Below are 15,354 nucleotides of genomic sequence, written 5' to 3' on the forward strand. Positions count from 1 at the left end.
TATACAGCGGCTCCCAGTTACAAGAGTATCAAAAACATACTCACCACTGGGCAAGATAAGTCACAAAGCCAGCCGGATAAACCGGAAGCCACACACAACAATCACGGCATCATAAGAGGTGCCGGATATTACGGGAGGTAACAATTGATGACAAACCAAAGTACGATTGATAAATTAATTGAAATGCGCCTGACATCCATGTCCGATGCGTTCCGAAACCAACTAACCGATGCCAAAATGAAGGAAGTTCCCTTCGAGGATCGCTTCGGTATGTTGGTAGATATTGAATTCAGCAGCCGCAAAAACAACCGATTAAAGAGACTGATTAGAAGTGCTGAATTTGACCAGCCAGACGCCAGTGTTATGGACATTGATTATGCTTCCGGACGTAAGCTAAACAAACAACTTATCACAAGGCTTGCAACCTGTGAGTATGTCACGGAATACCGTAACATTTTCATTACCGGTGCTACTGGAGGAGGCAAAACATATATGGCATGCGCCTTTGGAATGGAAGCTTGCAAGCAGTATTATACAACAAAGTATGTACGGCTTCCTGACCTCTTGATCGACCTTGAGATGGCAAGAAATGAAGGTACATACAAAAGGGTCATGGCCAAGTATGCGAATCCGTTATTGCTGATTATTGACGAATGGTTACTGCTAAAGCCTAATGAAAACGAGCGCAAGGACATCTTTGAGTTATTACATCGCCGCCGGAAGAAATCGTCCACCATCTTTTGCTCCCAATACAGAGCTGATGGCTGGTATGAACAACTTGGTGGCAACGATGGCCCGCTGGCAGATGCCATACTGGATCGTATCGTTCATGATTCATACAAAATCAATATCGAAAGCATGGACCCTTCTAGAGATATTTCCATGCGTGAGGTATATGGCTTAGATAAAAAGAGCAGTGAATAATGAAAAAGGTTGGTGGCTCAGTGGTTCCGGACAGGTGGCTCACGCCACACCGGAACTGCGGCTCCGCCGCACCGAAATATTCACATATTCTGCATATTCTGCCTATTCTTTATATTCTCAAGCAAATGCTCTTCATGTGTTTGCGGAATCATGAATTCATTATTGGATTGCATTTGCTGAAAATCAGTAAGCATATCCATCAATATCCGAGTATTAACAAAATAGATTGATAATATAAAATATTGTTTTCCATATAAGTCGAATAAATTTGTTTTGCTCCTAGATTTTTCAAAATAATGAAAAAACCCCACTCCTGCTTTAAATCTCAGCAAAAGTGGGGTTTACCACATATTATTATAAACTTGATTACTTAAAGTCAAATTTTATAACTTTTTTATAAATTCTAAAACTTTTTTATGATTCATCACTACATGTTTTAGTTTAATAAAGTTGAAGACTTTCAAATCCGATAGCCAGCATAAGTGCGATGAATTTAATAACATTTAAATAATTAATGTTGTATACTATCATTTTGAATATTTATATCTCTTATTATTTCAAACAAAAAAGTCATATACTACAATTTATATTTAAATCAAATTTGCACTAGTTAATCTTGCACAATACTTAACATTCAATTTATCTATTTCTTCTTTACATATATTATCAGATATATTAAATAAATAAAGTTTATTAGTCTTGCGGAAATAAAATAGTATCCCAAAGCTCGAATCTAAATTCTCAAACCATATCTTAAGCTTGTCCTTTTCAATATATTTTATTTTATTATCATTATAGTCTTGTGACGTGTTGTCGATTATTAACTCACAATAAACTGTTTTCTCTCCGATTTTAATTTTAAAATCCATATTATATTCTTCGAATATAACCGTATTTTTGATTCCTTTTGATGATAAGTATTTCTCTACAATCTCAAAATTCTCATCTCTCAATAAGCTAGTTACATTAAGGTTTTTATCTTCTCTCAATCCATCCAGTTGATTAATTAGTTCTTCTTTTTGAGGAATATTTTTTTTAATTAAAAGCTTATGTAAAATTTCATCAATTAAATCATTTATGGTTTTAATATTATTCTCATATAGTTTCCTTCTTTGTCTTCTTTTTATTTGATGTCGGGAATTTAATTTAAATATTTCTATATAAAGCTTACCTTCATTAGTTACTTCCTTATATTTGTAAAGCTTACTCGAATCATACCCATCAGTAATGTGTTTGTCATTTTTAAATATGTCTGTCTCACACGGATTAAGTAAATATTCACTCCAAAAATCACTTTTTTCATTATTACATCTTTTACAAGAATAGAACAGATTATTATATAAATGGATATCCAAATTATTTGTTGAATTAGCTTGTGGATTGAAGTGATCAATTTCAAAAAATTCGGAACCTATATCTCCACAAGCTTTTTCTGTTTGCTTACAATATGCACATTCATAAGAAAAATCATTCCTTAAATACTCCTTACATTTATCCGAACTGTAATTTGCCCACCTAAACTTTCTCTCATGTTCCATAATAACCCCATATCCTTAGCTCAATCTATATTATCTAACTGGGAGCTAATTCTTTTAAGTAATTCAATAGTGTTTTTTTCTTTAACTGATGAATTAACCATTGATTCACTGATCATATTTTCGTCACGTAGAGCACACGCTCTTTTTATCTTTTCAGCAACATCAACATAACGAACATTTAACGTGTCCTTTTGTAATTCGTAATCGTAATCTCCGAACTGATCAGCAAAATTTTCAAGAGGATAATTAGTTAATAATACAGCATATATTGTACTATCATGTTTACGTATTTCACGCAAAACATCAATACCTTTATATGTGACTTGCTTATCCAAATGGTTATCAATAATTAAAAAATCTGCTTTTCTCTCTAAAATTAAATCATAAAATCCATCTACCTTATTGGGTAAAGGGTTAATACATTCTAAGTCTAAACCTTCAATTTCAAACAAAGAGGTATAAATTGTTACATTATCCATTTCATCTTCTATATAAACACCTTTTAAATGTTCCACTATTCATTTCCTCCTTTAAAGAAATTAACAATGAATTTCGCGCCACCAAGTTTATCGGATTTACCAACCTCAATTTTACCATTATAGCTTTCTACTATATCCTTCACAATATTCAAACCTAACCCTATTCCATCCTCTTTTGATGTTTCAAAGGGCATAAATATTAGCTCTCTCTTTTCACTAGGAACGCCTTGACCGGAATCTTCAAAAATAATAGTAATAGCTGATATCGTCTGCTCAGCTTTAATATAAATCTTTCTTTTTTCGGTCCCCTTAACTTGTTCAAAAGCATTTGTAATCATATTAATAATTATAGATTCCAGATCAATTTGTTTCATGGAAAAGAAAACATTTTCATCACATTCAACATCCAAAAAAATGTTAAATGATTTTATGATATCAATATATAAAAAACAAACATCTTTTATAACCTCACCAATGTTAAGTTCTTCACTTACCTCTCTTTTTCGTTTCCTCAAAAAATTCACAATTAAATTTGAATATGCATTAATCCTATTAAAATCCTTACCTATTATTTCCATTGTATTCACAGCCTTTTCTTTATTTATATCTTTATCGAGAAAAAGCTTAACCAAAAATATACTTGTTTGAATTCTACTAACAATATCACTTGTTTCATGCCCAAAAGATCCTGTAAGCATCCCTAATGAAGCTAAATTTTTATATAAATTCAATTCACTTTCTTGGAAATGAATTTTATCTTCGTAGAGTTTTTTTGCTTCATAATAATGCTTATCATAAGAACTTTGTAATTGTTGAATATCTGCTTTTTTTCTTTCATTTTCCTCAACGTACTTTGTCATCAAAGATTCTATTTTTGAATTGACATCGTTTATATTTTTAGAATTTTTAACTTCAACTATTTGAGTAACAAAATTATCATCTTCATATTGCCTTTTTATGGTTTGAATCTGATCGTCAATTTTCGATTTTTCGTTTTCCAAATCTTTAATTTTTTGCTGTTCGTCTAAATATGCCTTTCGTCTTATTATACTAATCAAATTAGTACAACTTATAACAAATTTTTTAAGTTCATCGTAAGCTTCATTTTCGATTATACCCTCCCTATTAGTTGCATCAACCAAAAGAGGATTCGTTATATCACTTATTTTCACTACACCTATAACTTGGTTATTACCAACTAAATAACCATGTGTATCTTTAACTTTATTTTGATTAAGATTTAGCCAATCATTTTCTATATCACCATATGGTTTAACACGAAAATTATCACGGTAAATTTTTATACCACAATAAGTATCTAATATCTTTTGTGCAAACTTAAAGTTATAGCCTGCATTTGAAAGATTGCTAGAATCCCTCAGAAAAAAGTATATCTCAACATCAATGTCCCCACATTTATATGGTTTATCAGCTAGTTGGTTTATTTTCTGATCTTTTCCATCTTTATCTTTATAGGATATAAATGTTTTTCTGCCACTATCATAAATTTTGGCATCGATTTTTGCATAACTTAGATCCAATATTTCGTTTACTAGAACAATATTTTCAATAAGAAAATCAGGTGCAACAAGTTCTATTTGAAAAGGATCCTTTTCTATAAAATCAGGAGCTACTAATAATCTTAATTCCTTTTGTAGTTTATCAACATCTTTCTGTTTCCAATGATCTCTTAAACCTTCCATTATAAGGATCATCCCGGTTTTCGGAGGTTTCAGCACATATTTTTCGTAAATATTATCCAATAAAGAAAAAGCATATTCTTCATTTAAAGGACTAATAACCTGTAAAGTACTATCAATATCTTCAACTAATTGCTCAATTTCTTCATATTTTTTTAAAATTGGTATAACTTTACTGTGTAATACTTTTAATATTTTAGAATCATAAAAACTTTCATAATTTAATTGTTTAAAATCAAGTAAACTTTCAACAGTCTTTTTATCCTGAATATCAACTAATGGTGTTAATAAAAAATAACTAATTTGATTAGAAATATATTTAGCTGCAGATATATCGCTATGATTCATTAAAATTTTAATTCTTTGAAGTATAGCTGCAATATTTATATCTTCAAATTTATTCCAATTTATTTCAACTTTAAACGGATCTTCGCTATCAGTAAATGAATAAATACTGACTTTTTCTGCCAGTCTCTCAACAGAAAATCGTCCAATACCTTTTTTGCCAGATTTCTTTCTTCCATTAGGTGTAAAAGGCTCTGTAATTTTATTATTTGTTCCTATAACCATCCACTTTTTTTCAAAATCATCCTGAGTCATTCCGGAACCAGTGTCAATTAAAATAATTCTGCTTTGCGGAGTGTTTGGTTTATCTAAAATTATTTTGACGCCATAGGCATCTGCATCATATGAATTTTTTATTAATTCAACAAGAGCAGTTACAAAATCCGTCACTAATTCTCTTCCAAGCTGGCTAATATGCCTTGAATTAGTTTTAAAATTTAATTTTTTCACCTAATTCACCTCAATTCTTATCTTTTTGGTTATACAATACACTTAACTAAGATTCCTTTATAACCTAAAGTTTTAATTAAATTCAAATTCTATCAACATAATCTATTATTTTTTACTCCCAATTTACAAATCTATATTCCTCAATATCCTTTACCGTAATTCTTCTAGATTTACCTGTTGTAAAAATACCGATTTGTTTTAAATATTGAAAGAATTTTTTACTTTCTAGAACCCTCTTACCTTCTTCTAGGGTATTTGTCCCAGTACGTATTATATAAAAACCTGCACATGGAATAACATCTTTTCCAATTATAATAGGCTCTAACTTTGTAGTTATTATAGAAGGTATTGTTAATTTAGGTTTATCCATATGAGCTATTGCTTGACTCCTACCATACTCAAACCATTTAGCTGATTTATCAGAATCTCTTCCATGCAAATGGACTAAAAATTGTTTTAAATATTCTGTAGCACAAGGAAATTTCTTTTCAAATTCGTTTACTTCATATCTTATCAGTTGACCCTTACAAAATGTATACGGAAATATAATTTTTAGATTTAATTTATCTTTTCCCTTTTTTCGGCTTATTGCATCTCTAACAACAGTACGTTCTATGGGTTTTCCATTATTAAATATGTATTCACCTTTCACTTGAAAATCATCAAGTAGAAAAGCTTCATTATATAAAGTTGCTATTGTATTTGATACTTTAAAGTAATCTCCAAATCTGTAGCCACCATCATTACCTTCAGTACTATTAAAGCACCATTTTTTTGCTAGACTTGTTTTTGCTATTGTTCTCTTTTCCTTGTTTAATACATCATGATATTTCAATGTGCTATACTTTCTACCATTATTCAGAATAAGTATTGTAGATGATGTTGTATATCCTGGAAATTTATTCTCATAAGTGTAATCATATAAATCAGTTACTAATGGCTTAATATAATCTCTTAATCTTTGTGCAAATACGTTTTTATAGATACTAGCAGGAATAATATATGCCATTTTACCATTAGGATTTAGCTCTAAAATACCTTTTTCAACAAATGCATAGTAATAATCAAATTTACCCTCCATACAGACATGAAATTGGGCTTTCATAGCCTCTCTTTCATTTATTTCTATATCCTTATATGTAATATACGGAGGGTTCCCGATGATGAAACTAAATTTATCATCCATATTTAGTAATAGATAATTTCCAAGTAATATATTCCAATTAATACCATTTATATTATACTTTTGAGCAACAATATTTAAATTTTCGATACACTTATTTCGATTTTCTTCCTCTAACTCAACCCCGCAGATATCATTTTCCAACCCACGAATAATTTGATCTTCAGACATATCTTTTTTTAGGCAATCTGCTATATAACGTGCCACTATTTCCATCAATATATAACCAGTACCACATGAATTTTCCAAAACCTTTTTTCCATAAAGATTTTTATTATAATTTACTGCATTAAGTAACTCTATTACATAATTTTGAGGTGTAAATACTTTACAATTATTTGCCACTATGTTCTTCCTCTCATGTCAAACTATTCAAAGAAAAGTATAACATAAAGCACCATTTAACTAAATAGTCAATACTTAAAATTGTAAAAATTCAAAAAAAGGAATGTACTCATTTATTAAAAATCCTTTACACAACAATTTCCGCCCATCGCTCAATACTTTGTCCAGGAACATGTTTTGTCATTTCAAACCGGAAGTCTGATTGGCTACTTATGACCTCATTATCCCAATGTCCTGAGTTATCAATCGCACTATGTAGCAGAATTGACAAAACAGATTCAAAATCTCTGTCATCATAAATGGGTGATAGGGGCCAAATGTAAATAGTAGAAATTGCCCATTCGTCAGAACGGCTGAACTCAAGAATATAACATTGTAACGCCTTTTCTCTATATACTTTAACAATGCAGCACGTTCTTTTAAAACCATTGTCATTTTGGCTAAAGACTCTTACTAATGGCAATTGTACTACACTGATTTCAAAGTCTAATTTGCTTATGTATTTTTTTATATGTAAGAGAACCTTAAAAAACTTTTCTAAGCCTCGTTGCGGATTGTCTTTTACCAACTCAAGAGTATTAAACTCAATAGAATTAAGCTTTCCTTCTAGGGTCCAATCCTGCGTAGTCCCTATACTTATTCTTTTACTTGTAGCATTATTGACTCCGGATGAAGAATTCTTATATTCGCCGTTATTAACATTACGGATCTGTTTTCGATTTTTTTCACAAATAGTGAACTGGTGAAACCGAAAATTTACCGTAGGCTGTTCAACTGCTGTAATTGTTTTTCTTCGAGATGATGGCAGCCTGTTCTTATCAATGGTAGTTTCCTTATTGTTTTTAGATTTACCAGTGATCACTGTTCTTGTATTTCTTGGTTTGTTTACTTTATTTAGATTTTCTTGTGTATAATGGCTATATTTTATATGAATATATTTCGAATCTACACCGTCATGATAAATAAGCTCCTGAATAAAATAGCTTTGTTTATACTTCTTGCCATAGAACTTCCAATTGCAATCAACATTAATTGGTGGAATGGCTCTGATTGGAACTCCTGTTGAAAGAGCCAAAGTTGGTAGCACCGGTGCTATGTCATATGAAGACAGCAAAAGATTTTGATATACTGCACTCCATTCGCTATAAGCTTTTTCATTTTCTTTAAGCCAAACAAAATAACCTACAATATGACTTTTTAACATTTTTCTTGGAAAATCTCTTGATAAATCAACCTCATAAACATCTTCCTTAAATCTGCTGCCTTCAAAGAAATCATCCAAACCGTTAGGCTTTAATATTTGGTTTGCTAGTACTTGAAATGGTGCCAGAATACTTCTTATAATTTCAACGCAAGGAATATAGTAAGTATATGTTCCAACTTGAAACTTGCATAGAAGATCAAGTTTATTTTCCTTCAGGCTTTTTAAATTATACAAGCCCTTCGGTACTTCACTGCAAGTGCATATATCAAATTCAGTATCAGCCGGAATATCGACTTGCATTGATTCTTGTATAGGTAAATCTAAGCTGCGAACTCCATTAGTATATCTTCTCCCTATAATCAATCCAGGCAGGGTACCCCAAGGAAGTTCTATCTCTTTAAATTCACCACCTGCGGCTTTGAAAACACACCTTATGTACCATTGATGTGTCGGGCTTTGGAATACTGATCCTAACCAATATAACTCCACTTCTTCATCTTTTTTAAATGGCCAAGGCCGTAATTTTAAAATACCCATAAATACATATTCCTCGTCACTAACTATGATTTAGTACATCTAATCTTTTGTTACTCAAAATATCATAATTTATTTCACTGTAAAGTACTTCTTTTATCTCATCAGAATCCCCTGGCCTGATACCAGCCATCCTGATTAATTTCCATTCCTTTATTTCTTCACCCTTTTTGCGTAGTTCATTTGCGCACCATCTAATTCTACGGATTTTAAACTGTTCAGTAGTCTCTACAGCATCTGTAAGGTACTTTTGTGTCTTTGGCATCTTGTTCAAATGCTTTTCCAGTAGGGACAACTGACCAAGCTTTTTTCCGATATATCCTATAGTAATTCTTTTAGGCTTCATATCATTATTGAGAGTCTCTATAACCAGCTGTTTTACCTTTTTCAATATATTTTTATCTCTTTCACTCCAGTTGACACGAGTAATATCATGTATACTTTTTTCTTTAACTGGAGAGTTCTGATTAAGCCAGTCTCTGTCATGTCTGTAAAGCCAAATGTAAGTAGCTTTATTCATATTCCTTAGCTGTGTCTTTGAAGCTTCAGGATGGTTATATTTTAGTTCCAACCATTTAGCCCTATAACAACCCCTAGCAGTAGTATTTTCATTACCTATAGAACTATCATGAGACACATTGGGCTCTGCTTTACTTGTATCTGTTTTGCATGCAGCTTTTAAGCTCAGTAGTTTTACATACCTTTTGACAGTATTTGTATCCACATTGAGTATTCTTGCTACATGCCTCAGGCCCAATTTATCTGTTTCAACCAACTCTCTGAGTTCGTTTTCCCATAATGGCCCAAATTGCTTGGTTCGGCCAATTTTATAAATATCCTGCTCATATTCATCCGGGCCCGATCTTGAATATATAAAACCACAAGAACAGGTAAAAGTTCCGACTGGTTTCTTTAAATCGGAGCTGTATTCAACCTTCAAGTTTTTAACAACCAATCTCCTATAATGACATGCTGCAGCATTCATGCATGGCCACGGGCCTTTTCCAAACGGGGCATAAGTATGTTTCTGTTCAAAAAAATCATTTATATTTCCAGTAAGGAATCTTATAATCAGTAAATGTCGCAAAGGGTGAAACGCTTTCCTATGTTTTCTTACAATACTAGATAACCAGTTATCGTTAATTTCTTTAACATCACATTGTACTTTTGATAAAAAGGCATCTCCGTAAAAGCATCTAAAAGCTTGGATTAATTCTTCCTGATATACTCTTCCATTCGCAGTTGCAAAACCTTTTTCCTTTAAGATAGAAATATACTTATATCTGAACCCATTTTCTATCCCTTTTGTTTGCCTTACTACCTGATAATTATCCATTAACCAGGCAATATCCTTAGCAATAGTTACAAGCATGTCCTGTACGTTGTTTATACTTATTACAGCCGGCTTTACTCTGCAGTTATACCCATTCGCTGCAAAAAATTCATGCCTATTCATCCCATGCACAGTTATACTGCTATCCTGTAGCTGTACATAGTGAATAGGACATACTAACACTCCTGGGATTTGATGAACCCTATGCCAATAAAATTCACCATAAACTACTTTATCATTTACTATACATTCAGGACAATAACGAAGAAATACCGGTGCTGATACATTACTTGCCATAATACCTGTTCTGGTATGTATATCTCCGCCATAATCACTCATCATAGAATTCATAACTAAATCTACCCGTCTTTGTGGTAAAAAAGCCGCATAGTATGAAAACAAAGTATTTGACATTATCATTTTCTCCGGTTGAATTTTGCTAACTTCCGGAAGATTAAAATACAGAGCATTTATATTACAGGGCATATCAACAACTGCCGTGGCAGTTCTTGAATTAAACAGTTCTTCAATTGTCATTTTTGGACTTGTGTTGCCACTTCTTACATAATAGCGTGCTATAATGCTATACAGTAATTCATCAGGATAGGGAGGAGGAAAGAAGCTTATCAGTTAAATCATCCTAACGCAATAAATTCCTCCACAGGACACTTTATAACCCCAGCTTCTTTTAAAGCATCATAAGCAGATTTTCTAAGCTTTCTGCCTTTATCTACAATGTCTCTCAAATCATTCTTATCTTTTTGGGCCTTGTTAAGCCTTACAACTTTTTTGCTTTCGTTATCAGTACTCAATTCCTTTCTAAGTATATCCTTCAAAGCTTCTTTAACTATCCTGGCTACATCAGGGAAATCTCCATTAGTTTCAAGAACCTTCTTCACGACCGATTTTGCCTCATCAATTTTGATATCATAGGCTACTAGTTGAATTACTGCTTCCTCAAATAATTCCGTATTATCCGGCTTATCGATCTTGGGGCTCTGTTGCATATTTTCTATTTTGCTATTCAGTGTTATTGATTTTAATTGTTCTCCACAAAAAGCATCAATATCAATAGGCGAAATATCGCCATACTTGTTAATCTCCTTAATATTCCCGGATTTCAGAGCTAAAAGCATCGGCCGAACCAATTTCAAATTCTGCTTTGCAACTTTTCTTATAATATCAGCTGTTATAATCTCTTTTCGAGTAGCTATAGCATGAATTTGAGACATTGCATATAGCTTAACGGCAATATCAACTATACCCTGGCTTTCTTCAAACAAAACACCATTTATTTCATCTGTCAGTGCAGCAACCTGTTTAGTCCACTGGAAGTTCCACATGCCGTGGATTAATAAATCCCATTTTTGGTTTTTATCAATTCTTTCCCAAATAACATCTCCCTGCTGGCCGCTTCCACGTCTAGCCTGCCGGAATTCGCCCTGTAATACACCTAATGCTTTTGTTGTTCCAATCAAAACAACAGGTATACCAAGCTTGTTCACGAGGGTTGTAAAGAAATTCAACATTTTCTCAGAACCACCACTTTTTGCCACGCTCAAATGCTGAATTTCGTCTATTACAAGAATTCCCAGATTTTGTCTTCTTGCCAAAAGCGCCATTCTTGGAATCATAACATCGGTTGTCGTATTCCTACCTGAAGCAAATTTTGAATAAGTATTATCTCCAAGTAACCTGTCAAATTCCATAAAGAAATTTGAGCACAGTCCCTTAATACTCCCATCAAAGGGACAATCAAGCTTCATCCAAACAAGCTGATTGTGGTTTAGCGCTGTACCTTTGTATTGATCATGAACAATTACTTGAGGATATAGTGATAATATCTTATCAATAGATGTTGTCTTTCCAACTCCGGAAAATCCGATTATAGTAAAACCTGAAGCCTTTGAATAAGATAGAGGAGCTCTATCAAAACCTGCATCCTTATATTTTATTGACTGATAAATGCCTTGCAGGTCGGCAGCATAATCCGGTTTTATCGGGTTTCTTGATAGGTATCCCTGCCGGATGGTCCTTGATATCTTACGCTCAATTTCAAAATGGATATCCCAAGGTTGAAAATAATGGAATAGCCTTTGAATACAGTGATATCTATATTCAGCATCCAAATTTCGTTCACTCTCATTAAATTGGGGATATGAATGGATAAGGCTTTCTACCTGCTCAAAACTCATAATAGGAGGCAGTGCTTCTATTAGGGGATTATTGCTGTATTCTGATAAAATCTGATCTCTATATACAGCTTTAATAACAGAACCCTCCGAGTAAACTTTGGCATTATTCATCCTTTTTCTCCAATCTTTCTTTTTGCTTTTTTAGAAGATAATCCATTTCTCCCAAATCGTCATCTTCAATGCGTTGACCGGCCATACTTATAATGTCAGCAATATTTTTATTAGTTGGGTTAACCTTTGATGTCTTAGCCCCTAAATCAAAATGTTCACTTTTTCTATTTCTATCCTTTTCATAACCTCTATTATTTCTAATTCCCTTAACTTTTTGAATGTCACTTATAGCTGAAATTGGCTGCTGAACATCTCTTTTTTCAGCTCGCGACACGATGTCTTCAATTTCTGCAAAAAGATTCACTTTACCTTGAAGAGTAGACTCCGTTTTTATTTGCTTTTTACACTTTTCACTTTCATCCAGATAGATAATTTCATCTAACGTTTTATTGCGATACCTTTCAACATTAATCAAATAACACTTTTCAAAATTTTTTCCATTGTCTGTTCGAATATAAATACTATCCATATTTCTAGGATCATAAGATATTTCTTCTTTCCATGATCCCTTATTTCTAGCCTTTTCAAACCAATGTTCTTTCATAGCAATATCGCAATTATATCGTAAGTTTTTAAGCTTTATTCCGGCTTCAGTAACTGTAGCAGTTTCTGTTGGCATCAAATTTAGTTTAACTATATCGTCATTAATTACTCTTAGAAATCCTGAACGATTTGCTATACCCCAATTCCAAAGTTCTCGCGGTATAGGATTAACATCTCCTGCAATCATAATTTCATCTCTGTTGAAATTCTCCATCCAATGAATATTATTATGATAAAGTACACACCGGATAATAACCTCAGTAAATTCAGGTAAAGTTAATTTAGCGTCTAAACGATAGTCTTTTCCGCCTCTCTGTCTAAAGTCAGTATCAATAAACCCAGGCAGGAATGGTTTCGTTTTTGTATTTAATGTTCTGAAACACTGCTCTACTATACCTTTCCAATCAGCGCGATACGGAGGAGTATTTTCTATCCTTATATGCAAAGCATTTATCAGAGTATTTACCTTCTTGCTTTCCATTTCACCCCTATCCGCCAGGATTGCATCCGGTAAATACCTGCATGGCCAATCTTGCTCCGAAATGTTTATTCCGTACTCACTACAGAATTGAACCTTATCACAAGCAGTGTTGGCCAGTGCCATCATCGCCCCAAGCCAGCTTGGGCCTTCCAGTCCGACGTAGATTCCAACAATCATCCTTGAATATACGTCAATAACCACATATACTACAGGTCTGCCGATTATCCAATTTTTATTATATCTTGACCTTAGATATACATCTGCTACTGTAGCATCAATTTGATATTTTGCCCCTGGTCCCATAACTTCAGCATCTGATTTACCTAATATTTTTCTATGCTTTAGTTCATAATTCTTTTTCCCTTTACGAGCTGATATAGTTTTTTCTAAATCAAGTTCCTTATAGTACCAGTATTTGAATTGTGAAAAGGATGGCCATTCATCTGCATCTTTCAATATTGGTTTTTCAATGCCATCCTCAAATCTCGAACCTTCAGAATAAAACTCTTTTAACATTAATTCATAGGCGGTAGTCAAAGGGTTTTTCTTTGCTGTATAATAAAACTTATTCAGAGCAACTTTAAAGATCCTTTTTGTCTCAGCATCTACGTTTATTCCTTGAATTTCGGTACGAGTTCTTGGCCTTCCAAGTTTTTTCTGACCAATAGTTTTTGCTTTTCCTTTTCCACCTGAATTGCGATAATCAGGCAAGAGAGTATTTTTGTTTTTCCCTCTTTGCCAATACTTCCTCAAATATTTATATACAAGACTTTTGGTAACACTATGTTTTTCCATTATCTTTTGGATTAGCGTTCCCCGCTCTTCTCGATAATAGATATTAGGTTCGCAAGAAACAGCGTCACAGATTATATCCCATGCAGTATCTCGAATTATTTTATGTTTATTATCCAGTTTATCTTCATCAATAAGTCTGAAATATGGATCTTCAGAAATCTTTTCTATTAGTCCCGACTCAATTTGATCAAGAATTAGTAATACATTTTTAATTTGAGGAAGTGGGTTTGATGAAAGAACATCTATTGTTACAGCTGTTATATTTTCCTCGTCAATCCAAAGGACTCTTTCAATTTGGTTTTTATCTGTAATTTTATGCTTTAGTAATTCATTCACTGCCAAGTTCATTACGCCTTCATCTCCTTGAAGCTAGATATGCCGCCGTTTAATATAATCTCTTTAACTGAGTTATTTAGATTAATTTTCTGCATTAAATCAATCTGAATAACTTTTGTAGCTATTAAATGTTTAAATATCTTCAAAAAAGTTCCTGGTTCAGCGTTATATTCAAAATCAAGATTAGAAAGTAAAGAGCTTAAGGGAATATCAATTTTATATAACCTTTTGACCAAAACATTCACTAATTCTGTAAAATAGGTCTTATCATTGAATTCCAAGTCTTCGTACCTATAACATAAATGAATCCACTCAATATTGCTTGCTAAATTATCATTTATTTCATTTTCAGTAACCAGACCCCAATCAATACCTTTTCTCTCCCAATAACTCCGTTCAATTTCATATTTTTCTATAACGCTTTTCTTTTCTAGATCAGCAGACGGTTTAACCGTTCTCGCAATATTCTTCCATTGACCGGTACCCGTGCGGATTGTAATCATAAAATCCGTAGTCATAATATATGGTATATCCGTCCCCTTAATGACAGGGTACTTTATACCTTTCTCCTGTGCTATTTCAATTGCAAGTTCTCTATTAAACAACGGATATTGCTCTCTTATATCAACAACAATATCTGACCATTCAAGCATATAAAAATACTTCTTCTCTAAATCAGAAAGAAGATGATGAATTCTATTCGCCTTCCACCCAAACGGTCTTGAAACCCGGCCTAGAGAAGGAAAGTCCTGAATCTCAATCCATGGCTTATATTCTTTTCCTTCACCGCTGCCATAACCCATTTTTATATACTTTTCAATTTTACTTTCGTCAAGTATTTCTCTTTGTTTTGCCATA

At 32.8% G+C, this 15,354-nt stretch carries 10 protein-coding genes; 1 reads left to right on the top strand and 9 read right to left on the bottom strand.

Annotated elements, in window-relative coordinates; all coding sequences use genetic code 11:
• Positions 1 to 147 precede the first annotated feature (147 nt).
• Positions 148 to 924 (top strand): IS21-like element helper ATPase IstB, encoded by a 777-nt coding sequence (gene istB / locus T344_RS0117965; RefSeq protein WP_027629858.1) that lies wholly within the window; start codon positions 148 to 150, stop codon positions 922 to 924.
• Between the two features lie 590 nt (positions 925 to 1,514).
• Here the strand turns inward: istB and T344_RS0117975 are convergent.
• The 9 genes from T344_RS0117975 to T344_RS0118015 form a co-directional block, all read right to left on the bottom strand.
• Positions 1,515 to 2,462 carry an HNH endonuclease gene (locus tag T344_RS0117975; RefSeq protein WP_027629860.1) on the bottom strand — a complete coding sequence of 316 codons (948 nt, stop codon included), beginning with the start codon at positions 2,460 to 2,462 and terminating at the stop codon, positions 1,515 to 1,517.
• 20 nt (positions 2,463 to 2,482) lie between these two features.
• Positions 2,483 to 2,977 carry an LM5578_1851 family response regulator gene (locus T344_RS0117980; RefSeq protein ID WP_034862114.1) on the bottom strand — a complete coding sequence of 165 codons (495 nt, stop codon included), beginning with the start codon at positions 2,975 to 2,977 and terminating at the stop codon, positions 2,483 to 2,485.
• Entirely contained in the window at positions 2,977 to 5,436 is a 2,460-nt protein-coding gene (locus T344_RS0117985; protein ID WP_027629862.1) for a sensor histidine kinase, read from the bottom strand. The genes T344_RS0117980 and T344_RS0117985 overlap by 1 nt, the downstream gene beginning before the upstream one ends.
• Before the next feature lie 112 nt (positions 5,437 to 5,548).
• Complete coding sequence (locus T344_RS0117990; RefSeq protein ID WP_051572012.1) at positions 5,549 to 6,964, bottom strand: SAM-dependent methyltransferase; 1,416 nt, start codon at positions 6,962 to 6,964, stop codon at positions 5,549 to 5,551.
• 127 nt (positions 6,965 to 7,091) lie between these two features.
• Complete coding sequence (locus T344_RS0117995) at positions 7,092 to 8,705, bottom strand: hypothetical protein (RefSeq protein WP_027629864.1); 1,614 nt, start codon at positions 8,703 to 8,705, stop codon at positions 7,092 to 7,094.
• Between the two features lie 19 nt (positions 8,706 to 8,724).
• Entirely contained in the window at positions 8,725 to 10,665 is a 1,941-nt protein-coding gene (locus tag T344_RS28615; RefSeq protein ID WP_340140764.1) for a TnsD family Tn7-like transposition protein, read from the bottom strand.
• Between the two features lie 5 nt (positions 10,666 to 10,670).
• Complete coding sequence (locus tag T344_RS0118005) at positions 10,671 to 12,341, bottom strand: ATP-binding protein (RefSeq protein ID WP_027629865.1); 1,671 nt, start codon at positions 12,339 to 12,341, stop codon at positions 10,671 to 10,673.
• On the bottom strand, positions 12,334 to 14,508 hold the full coding sequence (locus tag T344_RS0118010; protein ID WP_027629866.1) for a Mu transposase C-terminal domain-containing protein: 2,175 nt from the start codon (positions 14,506 to 14,508) through the stop codon (positions 12,334 to 12,336). The genes T344_RS0118005 and T344_RS0118010 overlap by 8 nt, the downstream gene beginning before the upstream one ends.
• Positions 14,508 to 15,353 carry a heteromeric transposase endonuclease subunit TnsA gene (locus T344_RS0118015; RefSeq protein WP_027629867.1) on the bottom strand — a complete coding sequence of 282 codons (846 nt, stop codon included), beginning with the start codon at positions 15,351 to 15,353 and terminating at the stop codon, positions 14,508 to 14,510. Before T344_RS0118015 ends, T344_RS0118010 begins: the two co-directional genes overlap by 1 nt.
• Position 15,354: the final 1 nt, after the last annotated feature.

Origin of the sequence: Ruminiclostridium cellobioparum DSM 1351 = ATCC 15832 (assembly GCF_000621505.1) — a bacterium.
Taxonomy (GTDB): Bacteria; Bacillota; Clostridia; order Acetivibrionales; family DSM-1351; genus Ruminiclostridium; species Ruminiclostridium cellobioparum.